Here is an 18,831-nt window from a genome sequence, read left to right on the forward strand (position 1 = left end):
TGATTTAATGAAAAAGCCAAAGTAAACATAAGGTTTTCTTTAGCTCTGAAAGAGCCTTAGCAATAGCATGGTGCATAGCACTATGAATAAAACCAATTGTTATTGTAACCCTGTAAGGGTAAAAGATTTTTGCCATTTCAATGATAGCCTGGTAAAAGATTTTGCCATTTCCCTAGCTCTGAAAGAGCCTTAGCAATAGCATGGTGCAAAGCACTATGAATAAAACCAATTGTTATTGTAACCCTGTAAGGGTGAAAGATTTAACCGTTTCAATGATAGCCCACGGTTTCAACCGTGGGATTTTTGTGGTGATAAGGTATTTTTAACCCTGTAAAGGTGAAAGATTTTGCCATTTCCCTAGCTCTGAAAGAGCCTCAGCAATAGCATGGTGCAAAGCACTATGAATAAAACCAATTGTTATTGTAACCCTTTAAGGGTAAAAGATTTAACCATTTCAATGATAGCCCACGGTTTCAACCGTGGGATCTTTATGGTGATAAGGTATTGCGATCCCAAGGTTGAAACCTTGGGCAATGTTTTTCTTATTGAAATCTAATCTTTTAATTTACTGACGTGTTGAGAATCCTCAAAAAGCATGCGGCTAACTTCGCTTAAAAACTCAAATTCATCCAGAGGAAACAACTGTAGAACAGTTTCTAAAATAAGCCCTACATTAATCGCTTGACTTTTGTTAGTATTTACAAGTTTGGGTGCATCTTCATCCAATGCCAGAATGCATAATTTGAGCATATCGGTAATAACACAACCCAACTCACAATAATTAACAAATTTAATTTGAGCCGTATTAGGTTCTGTTTTATCGTTATCAGACTTTAAGGTGTGGAAATATCGTGCAGTTAATTGTTTAAAATACTCTAAATTTTTAATTTCGGTTGTTTCCATAATAGTTCATTATTTTCTTGCATAGTTCGGTAAATTTGTACAAAAAAATAGGAACGTATATGACTGGACTTATATATCCCGATATTTTTGACTGTTGATAAAAATTAGTTAAGATGTTATAAAACAGCTTCTTTATGAGTAGTGCTAGATAAGCGTGATTTAATAAAAATTAAAAAAAAAGAAATTTAAGGAAGATTTGATTAATAAAATTTTAGGTAGACTAAAAATAAAATTATATTTAGACTAATATTTAAAAATAGGATAAGAATGAATCAGACTAAGCAAGATAAAAAGGGAAAAGCTAAAAAATTAAAAGCTAGTAGTAAGGAAATTAATAAGACGGTTAAATCTGAGTATTGTTTTTGTAATTGTACGGGATGTGGTTTTGATAGACATTGTGGCGGGGCATTCTGCTATTATAAAGTTCATTAGTGATTTAGTAGAAAACAAATTTTAGTCATTTTGAGATGACTAAAATTTGTTTTTTGGAAATGAAAATACAATATCCACTCTTGCTCTAAGAGTTATTAGATAATTTAAGATTGCTTAAAATATTTTAGAAAATGAATACGCAATCTCAGTATTCATTTATAGTTTTCAATTAGTTACAACTGTATTTGTAAGAATATTGTCGAATCATTTAAAATTCAGAGACATTAGGATAAAGTAATTTTTTAGACCTTATATCATCAAACCAAAATAGATACTTTTTGTGATCACTATCATACATACAAAAATAATTTGGCATTGGTATTTGATAATAATTACAGATCCAACTGGCTATTCCTAAAAATAAACCTTCTATTTGAAAGTTTAAAAAATCAAATTCAATATTATCTATTTCGATAATTTTAGTCTTTTTATCCGGAATACTATCAGATATCCACAAAAGACCGTTCTCTAAATAAATCGTATTCTCATGAATAAATTTGTTTTGCTCTGAAATGTTTAATTTCAAAAATAAAGAATCATTAATTTTAATAAGATTCGGTTCTGACTTCAAATCATCATCTTCTGTAGCATTGTTTATTTTTCCGGCAAATTCTATTAAAATTCCCCAACTACTTTTAAATAATCTAAAACAGGATTTGTGATTTTCCATAACCAAGTATTCTAAAATCAATCAAGATATAAGTTAATCAAAAAATGATTGTGACTTTTTTTGATATAAATCGCTTCGAGTTCATTTAGAAATTCTTCCAGATAATGAATAACTTCTTCATGTTTTATTTCAATTTCAACCGTATCCCTGCTATTAATACTATACATATCAAAAGAATCAAGCGGTAAATTATAATGTTCTAATAATAATTGGAAATCTTCCCAATTAAAATTATTCCGCATTTTTATATTATAAATTACTTCGTTCCAATTGAGGGCGGTCTCTTCCTTATTGGGAAAAATTACTTCGTTATCTCCATATTCCAAAAAAAACTCAACGATATTTGTAAATTCATATTCATTTGTTTTTTTGTTAATCTTCAAAGGTCCGTATGACGATACTAAATTGAGTCTTTCGTCTTTGTATGGATTAGAATATCCTTTGGGCTGATAAAAAACAAACGTAAAATCATCAAAATCTACAGTCCTGAATATTTCAGTATCATCTCCCAGAATCTCATTAATAAAATCTTCCATAACTAATTTTTATTTTTAATATATATTCAATATCAATAATACAGAAATTCTTTCTTAATACATGGCAATAGTATACCAACAAATATATTAGGTTTGATCATTACAAGCTCCATCGGAGCGTAATATTTATAGCAAAATTTCATATTCATGTTAAAGCTCCATCAAAACAGAATACAGATTATCAAAGCCTTTCAACGTTATAAAAATTAAATAAAACCAGCATATAAAATCTGTATAGAATGTTTTTTTGAGAGGTTGGATATTTAGGATATCATATTAAAACAAAGCTTCAGTTAGATATTCTGAATTATTTTATTATGTTTGTCGCAATATTCTTATTCAACATACAAAACAATTGTCAAGTTCAGATTCAAATACTGATATCACTTTAATAAATCGCCTTCGGTCTGGTGATGAAGCTGCCTTGACAGAATTATACCGTAAATTTTGGCAGCCTTTATTTATGGCTTCGTACAATGTTTTAAAAGATAAAGAATTATGCGAAGATGTTATTCAGGACATCTTTATGAATATTTGGCACAATCGCGAAAAACTGGAGATTCATACCTCTTTAAAAAGTTATTTGTATGCCTGTGTCCGTTATCAGGTTTTTAATCAGATCAAAAAGAACAAAGACAAAATTCGTGTTGAACTTTTTGAGGAATTAAATACACGTTTTCAAAATACCACACCCGAGACACAATTGATGCATGACGAATTGGTACAGCATATTAATATGGTTGTAAACAATCTTCCTGAAAAATGCCAGTTGGTCTATAAGCTAAGCCGGGAAGAACAGCTTAGTCATAAAGAAATAGCCGAACGCTTGAATATTTCTGCAAAAACAGTCGAAAATCACATTACCAAAGCACTTCAGACCATTCGTTTATCAATGGGAAGCAGTACCAGTATGGCAATGGTTTTATGGCTTTCAAAAAATCTTTTTAAGTAAGATTTACTTCTCTACACGCCTCGAATTAATAAAAAAACAGACCGTTATTCTTAGAATAACCTTGCTGTGTTTTTTCGTTTTTTACCCCTTCCAAAAATAAAAACAAAAAAAAGTGCCATCCCGACTAGGGGATAGTCGCCGTTTTTGACACTTACTTAAAACAAGCCCCAATTAATTTAAAAACAGAATGAAAAAAGACGAATTTTTGGCGTTGCTGCAGCGATATAATTCCGGCGATACCAATATTGAAGAGCATAAAAAATTACTGAATTATTACGAAAGTTTCCAGACAAACGCAGAATGGGATGAATCATTAGGTTCCAGAGAAGAAATAGAAAACCGAATGCTATTAAGAATTCGGGAGAGCCTGAAAGCCGAAGAAGTTAAAGAGATAACGCTTAAACCATTTTATTCCCGAACCATTTTTAAAATGGCAGCCGCAGCTTCTGTAGTGTTATTGATTTCTCTTGCAATGTTATTTAATACAAACAAAACAGTAAAAAGAAACATACCGGCACCTTTACCAGCAGTTGCCATTAAAACCATTCCGATAGGAAGCGACAAAGCAACCTTAACCCTGGAAGACGGGTCTGTGGTAGCGCTCGAAAAAGGAAAAGGCTATACCACCGGAAATGCTTCCAGCAATGGAGAAAAATTGGTTTATAACGTAAAAAGTAAGTCTAAGGCAATTGCAGATAATGTATTGACGATACCAAGAGGAGGACAGTTTTTTGTGCAGTTGGCAGACAGTACAAAAGTATGGTTAAACTCTGAATCGCAATTAAAATATCCGGTTGCTTTTACGGATGGACAGACAAGACAGGTAGAATTAATTTACGGAGAAGCCTATTTTGAAGTATCACCAAGTACCAGACATAAGGGCGCAAAATTTAAAGTCAAAACCCAAATGCAGAATGTTGAGGTTATAGGAACAGAGTTTAATATAAAAGCTTATCGAGACGAAAATGCAATTTATACCACCCTTGTAAAAGGAAAAGTAGCCATAGACAATACCAAAGCAAAAGAAAGCCTGAAACCAAGCGAACAATCTGTGATCAGGAAAAACAATACAGATATTCTCATTGCTAAAGTCGATGTATACAATGAGGTATCATGGCGAAAAGGACTTTTTGTATTTAAAGGAATGCCATTAAAAGAGATTGCAAAAGTATTGTCAAGATGGTATGATACAGATATTGTTTTTGCCAGTCCCGAATTAGGAAATGTAAAATTTAACGGAGTTTTAAGCAAAAACCAAAAACTCGAAGAAATATTAACCACGATCAGGAACAGTAATTTTATTAATGCCTATGAAATAAAAGACAAGACCATAACCATCAAATAAAAAAGGAAAAGGGAATAAAGTTTAGACCTCTCACCGTACTGCACTTTATCCCTTTCTGATGCCAGCCAATTAATTCTAAAAATTAACCAACCAACATGTAAATCTATGAAATTTAAACTAACCGACGTTCTTTTCTATTTTAGAAAAAGACTAATTATTACCATTATGAGAACTTTTATCTTCTTGTTTTGTACCACAATTTTTGGTTTTTCGCCCTCCAGCGTTTTTTCTCAAAACTCAAAAATTGTAATTCCGGCTGATAAAACAGTCACTGTAGATGAAGTTTTTGACATTATCAAACAGCAGACGAACTACACGTTTATTTATCAGGAAGACTTATTTAAAAAATTGCCCAAAGTACAACTGAAAAAGGGAACAATCCGAATAACCGAATTATTAAAATCAAGCTTTCCTGCAAAAGACTTCGATTTTCGTTTTACACCCAATAATACCATTGTGATTAATGAGGTCAAAGAAGTCGAAACACCAGAAAATCCACAACAGTCAACCTGGATAGAAGTTAAGGGTGTCGTAACCAATCAAAAAAAAGAGCCTTTGCCCGGAGTAAATATAAAAGCCAACGGTACAAATACATCTACCCAAACAGATTTTGATGGCAAATACACTATTACAGCACCAAGTGAGGGAACACTTTTTTTTAGCTACGTAGGACATAAAATAGAAATGATTCCGGTAAACAACAGGAAAGTAATTAATGTATCGTTGCAGGAAGAAACCAAAGAATTAGGTGGTGTTGTTATAAACACCGGAGTTACGGTACGTAAAAAAGAATTAATTACAGGAGCAGTAACCACTTTTAGAGGGGATGAGTTAAGACAGGTTTCGACTCAAAATATAGTACAGGCTTTAAAATCTTTAGATCCGTCTTTTATTGTAGTCAATAATAATTTGGTGGGTTCCAACCCAAATGTATTGCCAACAATAGAGGTTAGAGGCCAGACCAGTTTAGGTGCTAATCAGGTCGAAAGCCAGTTTAAAGACGACCCTAACCAGCCTTTGTTTATTCTGGACGGTTTTCCTACTACTTTACAACAAGTAGTGGATTTAGATATTAACAGAATTGCCAATATTACATTATTAAAAGATGCCGCTTCAACCGCATTGTACGGAGCACGCTCTGCCAATGGAGTAGTAGTTATTGAAACGAACAAACCAACTCAGGGAAAATTACAGGTTTCATATGTATACAATTCTGCTTTTGAAGTCGCAGATTTAAGTGTGTACAACTTAATGAATGCAGAACAAAAATTAGAGTTCGAAAGACTTTCCGGAGCTTATGATCAAGGTATAAATATAGGCCTTGGAACACAGTATAAATGGGATCAGCTTTACAATAAAAGACTGGCAGATGTAAAGAGAGGAGTAAACACCTATTGGTTAAAAGAGCCTATCCAAATGGGAATCACTTCCGGACATAGTTTAAATTTGGGTGGAGGAAGCGAAGAGTTTCGATTTAATATTGCCGGAAATTACAAATCCCTGACGGGTGCCATGAAAGGGTCAGAGCATAATACCTGGGGCTATAATGCCGGACTAGTGTACAAAAAAAATAAGTTAAGCTTCAGTAATACTTTTTTTGTTTCGGGTGGGACCAATCAGGAATCACCTTATGGTTCCTTTGAAACCTGGGCAAAAACAAGCCCGTATTATCCAAAATACAATGAAAATGGCGATATCACCCGTTATTTAGATGGAACTTCCTTGCCAAGGTTAGCAACATCTACTGATGTCGGTAATCAGGCGCCAAATCCGCTTTACAATGTTTTTTTGCCTAGTTATAATAAAGGGAACAATTTTAATTTTACCAATAACTTTGCTTTAAATTATGATGTAAGTCCTCATATCAAAACCACCGGAGCGATATCCATTTCTAAAATTGACAGAAATAATACTGTTTTTGTTTCTCCGGATGATACTCAATTTGTTAATAACATTTTTACAGAAAAAGGAACCTATACCAGACAAGAAGCCAGAACAGACAAATGGAATGCCAATATTGGCGGTACTTATTCGAATGTGTTTAATAAGGTTCATTCTTTCAATTATACCCTTAGAGCTTCTGCTCTTGAAACCCGAAACAATTCCTATACTTCTGCTTTACGAGGGTTCCCAACCGGCGTTCAGGGAAATCCGGCATTTGCGTTTGGTTATGAACCTTACGCAAAACCCACTATTTATACAGAGTTAACCAGAAATATAGATTTAACCAACCAAATCAATTATGCTTACGACAGACGATTTTTGTTCGATTTTACCCAAACAATAGCGGGTGCTACCAACTTTGGAACCAACAAAAAATATTCACCGTACTGGGGCGTAGGTTTTGGATGGAATTTGAACAACGAGTTCAAAATGAACGAAGATATTGTAAACATATTAAAAGTACGTGCTAATATTGGTCAAACCGGAAACCAGAATTTAGTAGGATATGCTTCTTATGATGTTTATAACTATAACACCTATACGAATGTTTTTGGGCCAGGATTAAATATTTTACAAGTTGCCAATCCTAATCTCGAAGCACAAAGAACCAGAGATCTATCGATCGGGTTAGATCTGGCGATGTTCAAAAATAAATTAACAGCGACTATTGGTGCTTACAGACGTAAAACTTCTCCACAAATTGTAGAGATAGATCTGGCATCTTCTACAGGTATTGCAGACTATCCTTTAAATGTAGGTTATCTGACTACTGAAGGTTTAGAGCTTAAAATGAATTACAATTTTGTTTTTGATGCAAAAAGAAATTTTATCTGGGGTCTTGGCGTAATGGCTTCCTCAAACAGTAATAAATTAGGAGGTTTTAATAATGCTTTATCCTCTTTAAACGATGCAGCACAAAAAGAAGGAAGTTTAACCCGATATTACGACGGAGCCAGTACGAACGACCTTTGGGCAGTACCATCATTAGGGATTGATCCGGCAACCGGACAGGAAATTTTCTTAAAGAAAAACGGGCAGACTACTTTTATCTATGATAAAAAAGATGAAGTGGTGATGGGGAATTCAAGAGAAAAATTAACGGGTGTTGTTTCTACCAATTTAACTTATAAAGGATTTAGTTTTGGTCTTTTTGTTCGTTATAGTTTTGGTGCTGACAGGTTTAATACGGCTTTATATGATAAAGTCGAAAATATTTCTGGTAAAAGCGGTAGTACTTCTGCAGGTTATATTTTTGATAATCAGGATGTAAGGGCGCTTATAGACCGCTGGACTACTCCGGGGCAAATGGCAGAATTTAAAGCTATTAGCTTAACTAGTTCCACGCCAATATCTTCCCGCTTTATTCAAAAAGACAATTATATATCAGGAGAATCGGTTCGTTTAGGATACCGGTTAACAGACAGGGAATGGCTAAAAAGAAATGGATTAACAGGGTTGGGAATCAATGTTTTGGCGAACGAATTCTTCCGTATTTCTTCCATAAAAGCAGAACGAGGTATCGATTATCCTTTTGCAAGAACCTATTCTCTTAGTTTAAACCTATCAATTTAATATCGCAATCATGAAACAACATTTTTATAAAATAACATTCGTTTTGCTGTTGTCCCTTATGGCAATAAGCTGCAGCGACTTTTTAGATGTGGTACCACAGGATAAAATCCTGGAAAGTCAAACCTATAGTAGTGAAGCCGGGATTCAAAATATACATAACGGACTATATCTTCAGCTGGCAGACAATAGGCTTTATGGACAGCAGCTTACTATGGATGCCCTAGATATTTTAGGGCAGCAATATGAGATGCCTTCACCGTACATTAAAAATAAAATGGCAACTTATACTTATAGTGATCCAGTAGTAAAACCAATTTTCTCTGATATTTGGGGAAAAGCATTTACTACTGTTTTATCCTGTAATAAGTTTTTAGAAAATATTGATAAATATTCTGGTGTTATTTCCAAAGAAAAAGCAGATGAGTTAAAAGGCGAGGCAATTGCCATTCGTGCCCTGCTGCATTTTGATATGCTGCGTTTATACGGACCCATTTATAAAGTAGCTCCTGCAAATCCTTCCATTCCGTATTATGATGCAGTCTCAACCGGAAATAATCCGCTTTTGCCGGCAAATGCGGTCATTCCAAAAATAGTAGCTGATCTCGATGCTTCACTTGCCCTTTTAAAAAACGATCCTGTTCTTACTTCAGGAAAATATGATGCTTCAACAGCATTTGATGCCAACCCGTATTATTCGGCAAACAGAGGGCAACGAATGAATTATCTGGCGGTAAAATGCTTAAAAGCACGTGTACTTTTATACGCCGGAGATAAAACGGGTGCTTCAACGGTGGCAAAAGAGGTTATCGATTTTACAAAAGCAACTACCTTTTTTCCATGGACTTCTCAGACAGCAGCCACAAATTCGACTAATCCGGATCGTACTTTTTCATCAGAGAATTTCTTCTCGATAAGCGATCTTTCTTTATATACCAAACAAAAACTGTTATTTGATGCGAGTTTGGATATGACTAAGATTTATGCTCCTCTATTAAACCGTATTACGGCTGTTTTTGAATCAAATGACAATGATTATAGAAATTTACCCACCTGGAAAGTTCCAATTACTGGAGGAATAACCAAGAAAACTTTTTTTAAATATGAAGATGTAACAGACAAAACTAAAAACTTTCGTTTCCAGATTCCAATGTTTAAACTTTCAGAAATGTATCTAATTGCAGCAGAAACTGCAGCAGTTCCGGCTGATGGCATTGCTTTTTTGAATACGTTACGTTTCAATAGGGGCTTAACGAATTTAGCAGCTACAGCAGTAGTGGCTACAGAAGTAACCAAAGAATATAAAAAAGAGTTTATAGGCGAAGGACAGTTGTTTTTTTATTACAAAAGAACCAATACAACAGCAATCCCTAACGGTTCTGCTACATCAGGAAACATTGCCATGGGACCGGTTCAATATGTGGTGCCACTGCCGGACTCTGAAATTAATTTTCAATAATTTAATACAGTAAAAAGATGAAAAAAATATTGATTTTAAGCATTGTTCTTTTATCCTTTTTAGGAGTTACATCGTGCAGTCAGGAAGAAATAAAAACATATAGTGGTACTGATAATGTTTATTTTTCGCCGGCAGTTTTTCCTTATGTGATGAATGGAAATTATAGCATTACGACTGATAGTACCGGAGTTAGTTTTGGTTTTGACAATGCTGCCATTGACAAAAAGACCTATCTGATCCCCATACGGGTTCAGGGGAAATTAAGTGATATAGACAGAAAAGTAAAAGTTACTGTAGATCCTTCGAGCACAGCTATTGAAGGGACTGATTTTTCTTTACCCAAAAATATCATGATACGTGCCGGGAAAGCAGTAGATACTATTGCAGTGACGCTTTACAGAACATCAGCTTTAAAGCTTAAAAGAGTAACTATGGTATTAAATCTGGAAGAAAATGAATTTTTTACTACAAAAATGCAGAGTACCGTTACCAATGTTTTAACGAATAAAACAATGAGTTATACTCGTTTTAAATTGTCTTTTGATGATCAATTAAATACTCCCAAAGGCTGGTATGTGTATTTTACCGGACCATTTACGGCTAAAAAGTTTTTATTGATGTGTGATTTACTGCACCTGGATCCAGTCATGTTCGATGCCCCTTTTGGCTCTCCGGGCATAGGATCAGCGGACTATCTATATTATAACACTTTTATGAAAAGATATTTAGCAGATCAAAAAGCATCGGGCAATACCATTTATGAAGATGATGGAACAGAAATGGTTTTCCCTTAAAACTAAAAATCATTTTATTTTAATTTAAAAACCAAAATTACTATGTTAAAAAATATAAAGACAAAAATAGTATTGCTTACGCTGCTTTTGTTAATTGTGAGCTGTGCAGATGATCTGGGTAATTATAATTATACAGCCATAAATGAACTTAAGGTAACGGGTATAGAAAAAAAATATACCGTTTACAACGGAGACCATTTTAAAATAACCCCGAATTTAAACCCAACGAAGGATGATGGAACTGATCCTAATCGTTACACCTATCAATGGATAGCATATGATCGCACTAAAGCTTCTACAGAAGCAAAAACAGTGCTTGCAAAAACAAAAGACCTTGATATTGATGTAAAACTGGCACCAACAGAATATGCAATCTATTATTTTATTAAGGACAACGTTACCGGAGTAACCTGGCAGCAGGAAATATTTACGTTAACTGTAGTATCCTCTATTTATGAAGGCTGGCTGGTATTGGGTGATGTGGATGGAAAAGCCAGACTGGATATGGTTTCGATACTCCCAAATGTTACGGAACCGCGTATCATAACAGATGTGTTAGCAAAAACAGGCTCAGATTTGAAATTAAGCGGTAAAGCAGTAAGCGTAAATTGTTCTAAAAACCCAATATCAAGCCCATTGCTGTATGGGATTTATGTGACAGCTTCAGAATCCGGAACATCCAGGATTGATCCGGATTCGTTTGCATGGACGCTCTCTCAAAATATTGCGTACGAAATACTGGATAACAGTTTTCCAAGCAATTTTGGGGTCGATTTTATGAAAACATATAACATTTTAGATGAAAACCTTATTTACAGTAAAGGAAATATCTATTATTACAATAGAATTCAGCTAATTCGATATTCTTTACCACAGAATAAAGTCGATACAGAAACCAAGACTTTTTATGCTGCCCCTTTTATTGCTGAAAATCAATTATCATTTGGATCTCCGGTATTTTACGATCAGAATGGCCGTCGTTTTTTACGTTATGGCTGTGTTAGCAGCACTTGTTCAAAAATGCCGGATGCTGTTGGTACAGGAGCTGTATTAGACTGGAACAATACCAACAGTGATTTGGTTTATATGACTACATCAAATTTCAATGGAATGGAAAATTTTGCAGTGCTGAAAGATATAACTACAGGTAAATATAATCTGCTTCGATTTAATAAAGGTTTTGTTCAAACCTATTACAAAGCAATTCTAAATGCTCCTGATTTTGATAAGGCAAAACTTTTTGCTGTAAGCCCTGATGCGGGATATTTATTCTACACAGTAGGTAATAAAGTGTATGAATATGACAGTGGAACACAATCAGCAAAACTGATGCTGGATAAAGGTACGGATGAAATTACCTATATCGGTTTTCATTCTACTGCAAAATCATTTGCTAATAAATTGGTTGTAGGGAGTTATGGCTCAGAGGATAAGTTAGAGTTATACACCGTTCCACCGGTAAATGGGGACCTGATTTTAACAAACTCATATTCCGGTTTATCTAAAATCGTTAGTGTAGCGTATAGAGCGCGATAATTAATAGCATAGAAAAGACGAATGAATTTTGATTATTCATTCGTCTTTAAAACAGAAAATAATTAGAAACAAACAAAACAATACAATGAAAAAACAAAGTGTATATGTCATTTTAGCAATTTTCCTGATGACCCAATTAGGATTTGCTGCAACTGCAGCAGATTATGCTTTAATTAGTGGAACTATTTCGATTCCTGAAGTCTCAATTAAAGAAATTACAATATATAAGGCTGAAGATGGAAAACCTGTAGTGGCAGCCACTACAAAAACAAGTGCTTCAGGCGAGTTTGGTTTTATGCTGCCCATTACAACGCCGGGGTTTTATTATATAGATTACGGACAGTATAAAAAAAGAGGGCAATTGCTTCGGTTTTATTTAGAGCCTAAACTGGATATCAGCCTTGCTATTACAGAAAAAAAATATGTTTTATCAGGTAAAAATATCGGGCAAAATGCCTTAGTTCAAAAAGCAAATGAAATTTATAATGATTTTGCCGCTTTTAATGCGTTGGGTAAAAATATAACTTATAAAGATTTTTACCCTTTTATTGATGGTGGTCTGGCAAAAGCTGAAACGTTTAAAAAAACGATTAACACAAAAGACCAGACTTTTAATAAATTATTAAAACTAGCCGTTACAACCGATGTTCAAGATCAGAGTTATGTGTTTTTTATGATGCCCAGATCAGTACATCCCGAAAAAGACAACCGCCCCGCAGTAATGCAACAATGGAAAACGGATATCAAATTTACAGATCCGGATCTTTTAAAATTGGCGAATGGCGTTGGATTTATGAGTGATTATTTTATGTATATGAGAATGTTTGGAGATAAAGAAACAGATCGTTTAGAGTATCTTCCGGAAGCCATTACAGGAATTTCTGATCCAGCCTTAAAAGATGCTTATCTTCGTGATGGTATTGAAAGATCTGGTTTTAGAACTGAAGAATACGAAAAAGTTGCCCCAAAAATAAGACCCTATTTAATCTCTGAGGCTAGCAAAGCTTTTTTGGTAGAATATGAAAAAAAGCTGCATAAAAATGTAGGTCAGAAAGGTTTTGAATTTACCTATAAAGACGTTAATGATAAAGCGGTTTCATTCTCAGATTTTAAAGGGAAATATATCTATGTCGATTTATGGGCAACCTGGTGTGGTCCATGCAAGCATGAAATTCCGCATATGAAAAAACTGGAAGAAGATTATCATACTAAAAATATTGTTTTTATAAGTTTGTCTTTAGATAAAATGAAAGACCTTCAGAAGTGGAAAGATTTTGTAAAAACAGAAGACCTAAAAGGCATTCAGTTAATGGCAGACAAAGATTTTGAGTCAGACATTGCTAAAAATTATGATGTAAGATCAATTCCTCGATTTTTATTGTTTGATAAAGAAGGAAAAATTATAAATACAGACGCCATGCGTCCTTCTGAGCCTGAATTAAGAGAAGAATTAGATAAATTATTAAAAGTATAATTATAGACTAATATGTTTTATAAACAAAAATCATTACTCGCTTTTTTACTTCTAATTGCAAATGTTTTTTTAATCCAGGCGCAAAGTTTCAGGGCAAATGATCCAATTGCTGTCAACCAAACCATAAAAAAGGGTGTTTTGCCCAATGGTATGACCTATTACATTTATCCAACAACCGTCAATAAAAACACGGCGAGTTATTATATTATTCAAAATGTAGGTTCCATTTTAGAAAACGACCAGCAAAAAGGACTGGCGCATTTTCTGGAACATATGGCGTTTAACGGAACCAAAAATTTTGAAGGAAAAGGGATCCTGAATACCATGCAGAAACAGGGAGCCGTTTTTGGAAAAAACATTAATGCCTATACCAGTTTTGATGAAACGGTATACAATATGGATAATATCCCGTCAAAAGACAGCGGTGTTATCGATACCTGTTTGTTGGTTTTACATGACTGGTCTAATTTTTTGTCTTTGACCAATGAAGAAATTGATGCAGAACGTGGTGTTATTACAGAAGAATGGAGAACCAGACAAGATGCAAGACAACGAATTTCAAATCAGCAGATGCCTTTTATTTTCAACAATACGCCATATGCCGAACGTGTACCTATTGGAGACATGGATATTGTGAAAAACTTTAAATACCAGGCGTTAAAAGATTTTTACAAAGATTGGTACCGTCCGGACTTACAGGCAATCGCCATAGTTGGAGATATCAATGCTGCCGAAATTGAAACAAAAATCAAAAAGCTTTTTGCAGATATTCCCGCACCTAAAAATCCGAAGAAACGTTTTGAAGTTGCCATTCCAGACAACAATACTGCTACTTTTAAGCTGGCTTTAGACAAAGAAATTTCGACTGCCAATATCAATTATATGATTCGTCATACAGCCGAAAAACCAACCGGAACTTTTGCAGATCTGGAAAAATCAACACAACGTGATGTTGCCTTTTCACTGATCAATAATCGTTTGTCTGAAATGGCACAAAAACAGGAATGTCCTTTTAAAGGCGCACAAACAGGGTATCAAAACCTTAGCCGTTTAAATGATGTTTTATTTATAGGTATTGCGCCAAAACCGGATAAACAACAAGAAGCTTTTAAAGCTGTAATGAACGAATGGGTTCGTGCCTGCAAATTTGGATTCTCAAAAGGAGAAATAGAAAGAGCAGTGGCTGAAAATATTTCAGGTTATGAAAATTATCTGGAAAAGATAAATGAGATACCACATAGAAGAATCATCTCAATGGTAAAAGACGATTACCTGAAACACGAAGTAATCAGTGATCCAAAAGCAGAGTTTGAAATGCTAAAAGCAATTTTGAACCATCTTGATACCAAAATACTTCAGGAGCAGTTAAATAAATTATACACACCTCAAAATCGTGTCGTAACCGTAACAGGAGTTGAGAATGAAAATAACCTGACCCAGGAACAGGCATTTGATATTATTAAAAAAGCAGAGAATGACAGCACTTTAGAGCCTTATGTAGATTCGTTTGCAGGGAAATCTCTTTTGGGCGATGTTGTGATAAAACCCGGCAAAATCGTATCAGAGAAAAAAGAAACAGAAATCGATGCCGTTACCTATGTATTAAGTAATGGTGTAAAAGTGCACTATAAATTTGCAGATAAAAACAAAAAAGAAGTTAAGCTAAGAGCCGAAAGCTATGGCGGAACATCATTGTATGAACCCAAAGATATTCCTTCTGTAAGCCGTACCACAACTCTGGCGATGATGTCAGGAATTGGTTCTTTGTCTGCTACAGACTTAGAAAAAGTAATGACAGGAAAAATCGCTGGTTGCGCTGTAGATATTGACAATTTTACCGAATCAGTTTCAGGATCTTCTAACATAAAAGATATTGAAAGCATGATACAGCTGGTTCACCTGCGTTTTGTACAACCACGATTTGATGCCGATATGTTTGCTTTGTTAAAACAACGATTAGAAAACGGGCTTAAAAACAAAGACAAAGACATTCGCTCTAAAATGGGGGACAGCTTAACCGTTGCAGTGTACGGAAAAGACAATCCTAAAATCAGAATGATGAATCAGCAATATATAGACGATTTGTCTTTTGATAAAATGAAATCAATTTATAAAGATCGTTTTTCAGACGTTTCAAATTTTGAATTCTATATTGTTGGAGATGTAACGCCGGATGTTTTAAAACCACTTTTAGAAAAATACATCGCCAGTATTGACGGTATCAAACGTCAGGAAAAATACAAAGACAATACGGTCGAATGGAAATCGAATAAAATCAGTAAAGATGTTTTCCTGAAAATGGAAACACCAAAAAGCTCCGTTCGAATCAGATTTCAGGATGGATATGCCTATTCGCAGAAAAACAGAATTCTGGCTTCCTTTTTTGGCGACATCCTGACTTTGAGATATACAGAAAGTTTACGTGAAAAAGAAGGCGGAACATACGGAGCCCAGGTAAACGCAAGTTTGGATAAACTGCCAAAACCTACAGTCTCACTTACTATAGCCTTTGACTGCGATGCCAATAGAGTAGAAGCGTTATTGCCTATTGTTTACGAGGAAATTGAAAATATCAAACAAGGAAAAATAGTAAAGGAAGATCTGGAGAAAACCAGAAAAAGCTATATAAAATCCAGAACCGACAGTAAAGATTTTAATAGTTATAGCATGAATATGATCTACAATTATTTTACAAATAATTTCAATATGGATGATCCTAAAAACTATACCGACATTGTCAATAAAATTACAGAAAAGGATATTCAGGATTTTGCCAATTCTTTCTTGTCAAAAGCCAAAACCTATAAAATAGTCTACAAACCTTTAAAGTAAATCTTTCTGATAAGTTTTATCTAAAGAGTTTGATTTATATCCCTATAGATTTATTATTTTGAGTTAGTATGCAAATGTAATCTCAATAGCGGATTATTTTGAGGGTTGTTTCTTGCTATTCAACCCTCTTTTTTTAAAAAAAATGACCATGAATAAAAACGTATTTTTAATAAGTCTCCTGTTGTTATTTTCAGCAATAGGACAAGCTCAGATATACAATCCGGTAAAGTGGAAAACCAGCGTGCAGAAAATTTCAGATACTGAATATGAACTGCAGGCAAAAGCCATTATAGAAAGCGGCTGGCATTTATACAGCCAGAATATTCCTGAGGGAGGACCAAATCCAACTAGTTTTACTTTCCCCAAAAGTACCGATTTTCAATTGGCAGGAAGTGTAAACGAAGAAAAAGGAAAAACAGTTAACGATGCTGTTTTTAAAATGCAGATCAGGTTTTTTGAAAAAGAAACGACTTTTAGACAACGCATTAAAACCACAGCAACAAAACCTTTTCAGATAAAAGCAGAAGTTGAATTTATGGTTTGCAACGATCAAAACTGTCTGCCTCCGGGCACTGATGAACTGGAGTTTAACGTAAATCCGACAGGAATAAAGGCAACAGATAAAGTAGCAGACAAAGGAACAGACAAAGTTTCAAAAGAAATACAGTCAAAAGATACCCTGCTTATAAACTCAAAAGAAGCACCTCTTGTTCAGAAACCTCCCAGAGATATTGAGCCGCCGGAAAAACAAGTGGTAAAAGAATCTAAAAAGACAGCGAAAAGCAATAAAAGCAGAAGTTTTTGGGCGATTTTTATCATTGCTTTTTTATCCGGATTTGCCGCTTTGCTAACACCTTGTGTTTTCCCGATGATCCCAATGACAGTAAGTTATTTTACCAAAAAAAGTAAAACCAAAGCAAAAGGAATCAGGAACGCCATGATATATGGTTTTTCGATCATCATCATTTATGTTTTACTGGGTTCGATTGTAACCGCTATTTTTGGTGCCGATTCCTTAAATGCACTTTCGACCAATGTTTGGTTCAACCTGATTTTCTTTGTCTTATTAGTTGTTTTTGCGTGCTCTTTCTTAGGTGCATTCGAAATTATGCTGCCCAACGCACTGGCAAACAAAGTAGATTCACAGGCAGACAGAGGCGGATTAATTGGGATTTTCTTTATGGCTTTGGCTTTAGCCATTGTCTCCTTTTCCTGTACAGGACCAATTGTTGGGACTTTATTAGTCGAAGCCGCTTCTAAAGGCGGAATTGCACCCATTATTGGAATGTTAGGATTTTCTACAGCTATTGCCTTACCGTTCTCTTTATTTGCCGCTTTTCCCGGTTGGTTGCATGCATTGCCCAAATCAGGCGGATGGCTCAATACCGTAAAAGTAGTTTTAGGCTTTTTAGAATTGGCTCTGGCGTTCAAATTTTTATCTAATGCCGATTTGGTGTTACAATTACACTGGCTGCAAAGAGAAGTTTTTCTTGTAATCTGGATTGCAGTTTTTGCAGTTTTGGCACTTTATCTATTCGGAAAAATTTCTTTGCCACATGATTCTCCTATAATTCATATTTCAGTAGGAAGATTAGCTTTTGGATTGCTGGTTCTAAGTTTTACAATCTATCTCATTCCCGGACTTTTTGGTGCACCGCTTAAACTCATCAGCGGATTCCCGCCGCCCATGCAGTACAGTGAATCACCCGACGGATTTGGCGCTTCAAAAAATTTAGCAGAAACAGTTACACCTTTACCGGAAGGAGCAGAATATGGCCCGCAAAATCTCATCAGTTTTCATGATTATGATAAAGGAATGGAATATGCGAAAAAAGCAGGAAAACCAGTTTTACTCGACTTTACAGGATATGCCTGTGTAAATTGCAGAAAAATGGAAGAGCTCGTTTGGTCAGATTCGAAAGTTTTAGGTGTTTTAAAAAACGAAGTAGTTTTGATCTCGCTTTATGTAGACGATAAAAAAGAATTGCCGGAAAACGAACAATACGTTTCAGAAACCACAGGAAAAAAAATTAAAACCATTGGAAATAAATGGAGCGATCTGCAAATTAAAACCTATAAGGCAAACGCACAGCCTTTTTATGTAATGGTAGATCATAAAAGCACCAATCTTATAGAACCATCTGCTTATAATCCTGATATTGAAAACTATTACAACTGGCTCAAAAACGGAATTTCTAATTTTAAATAATCTCCGGACATGAAAAACAGTTCTTTATATTTTATCTAAAAGCATCCGGTTAAATAAATAACGACATGTTTTTATCACAAAATTGTTATTTATTGATAAATCATGGTATTCTTCGTGTATTTTTGAAAGGTTGTTTTATTTTTACTAAAATTAAAGTTAATCTGTATAAAGAATTA

At 34.6% G+C, this 18,831-nt stretch carries 12 protein-coding genes; 9 read left to right on the forward strand and 3 right to left on the reverse strand.

Features of this window, described 5'->3' with window-relative positions:
• Nucleotides 1–552: 552 nt before the first annotated feature.
• From A4F88_RS14500 to A4F88_RS14510, 3 genes are all read right to left on the reverse strand, one after another.
• Nucleotides 553–903, reverse strand: a complete 351-nt coding sequence (locus A4F88_RS14500) for a hypothetical protein (protein ID WP_068843335.1) — start codon at nt 901–903, stop codon at nt 553–555.
• Nucleotides 904–1,543: 640 nt separating this feature from the next.
• Nucleotides 1,544–2,005 (reverse strand): hypothetical protein, encoded by a 462-nt coding sequence (locus A4F88_RS14505; RefSeq protein WP_073075395.1) that lies wholly within the window; start codon nt 2,003–2,005, stop codon nt 1,544–1,546.
• Nucleotides 2,006–2,022: 17 nt separating this feature from the next.
• Nucleotides 2,023–2,541 (reverse strand): hypothetical protein, encoded by a 519-nt coding sequence (locus A4F88_RS14510; protein WP_068843337.1) that lies wholly within the window; start codon nt 2,539–2,541, stop codon nt 2,023–2,025.
• Between the two features lie 355 nt (nt 2,542–2,896).
• Between A4F88_RS14510 and A4F88_RS14515 the strand changes: the two genes are divergently transcribed.
• From A4F88_RS14515 to A4F88_RS14555, 9 genes are all read left to right on the forward strand, one after another.
• The gene (locus A4F88_RS14515; protein ID WP_068843338.1) at nt 2,897–3,493 is read left to right on the forward strand and encodes an RNA polymerase sigma-70 factor; all 597 of its coding nucleotides are present in this window, start codon (nt 2,897–2,899) and stop codon (nt 3,491–3,493) included.
• Nucleotides 3,494–3,680: 187 nt separating this feature from the next.
• A complete protein-coding gene (locus A4F88_RS14520; RefSeq protein WP_068843340.1) occupies nt 3,681–4,838 on the forward strand; it encodes a FecR family protein in 1,158 nt (385 codons plus the stop codon).
• Between the two features lie 105 nt (nt 4,839–4,943).
• Nucleotides 4,944–8,354, forward strand: a complete 3,411-nt coding sequence (locus A4F88_RS14525; protein WP_082815776.1) for a SusC/RagA family TonB-linked outer membrane protein — start codon at nt 4,944–4,946, stop codon at nt 8,352–8,354.
• A gap of 10 nt (nt 8,355–8,364) precedes the next feature.
• Nucleotides 8,365–9,810 carry a RagB/SusD family nutrient uptake outer membrane protein gene (locus A4F88_RS14530; protein WP_082815777.1) on the forward strand — a complete coding sequence of 482 codons (1,446 nt, stop codon included), beginning with the start codon at nt 8,365–8,367 and terminating at the stop codon, nt 9,808–9,810.
• A 17-nt stretch (nt 9,811–9,827) separates the two neighbouring features.
• Nucleotides 9,828–10,604 (forward strand): DUF4843 domain-containing protein, encoded by a 777-nt coding sequence (locus tag A4F88_RS14535; RefSeq protein ID WP_068843345.1) that lies wholly within the window; start codon nt 9,828–9,830, stop codon nt 10,602–10,604.
• 42 nt (nt 10,605–10,646) lie between these two features.
• Complete coding sequence (locus A4F88_RS14540) at nt 10,647–12,140, forward strand: PKD-like family lipoprotein (protein ID WP_068843347.1); 1,494 nt, start codon at nt 10,647–10,649, stop codon at nt 12,138–12,140.
• Between the two features lie 85 nt (nt 12,141–12,225).
• On the forward strand, nt 12,226–13,614 hold the full coding sequence (locus A4F88_RS25760) for a TlpA family protein disulfide reductase (protein WP_068843349.1): 1,389 nt from the start codon (nt 12,226–12,228) through the stop codon (nt 13,612–13,614).
• Between the two features lie 12 nt (nt 13,615–13,626).
• A complete protein-coding gene (locus tag A4F88_RS14550; protein ID WP_068843351.1) occupies nt 13,627–16,446 on the forward strand; it encodes a M16 family metallopeptidase in 2,820 nt (939 codons plus the stop codon).
• Nucleotides 16,447–16,594: 148 nt separating this feature from the next.
• On the forward strand, nt 16,595–18,655 hold the full coding sequence (locus tag A4F88_RS14555) for a protein-disulfide reductase DsbD family protein (protein WP_068843353.1): 2,061 nt from the start codon (nt 16,595–16,597) through the stop codon (nt 18,653–18,655).
• Nucleotides 18,656–18,831 lie beyond the last annotated feature (176 nt).

Origin of the sequence: Flavobacterium chilense (genome assembly GCF_001602525.1) — a bacterium.
Lineage (GTDB): Bacteria > Bacteroidota > Bacteroidia > Flavobacteriales > Flavobacteriaceae > Flavobacterium > Flavobacterium chilense.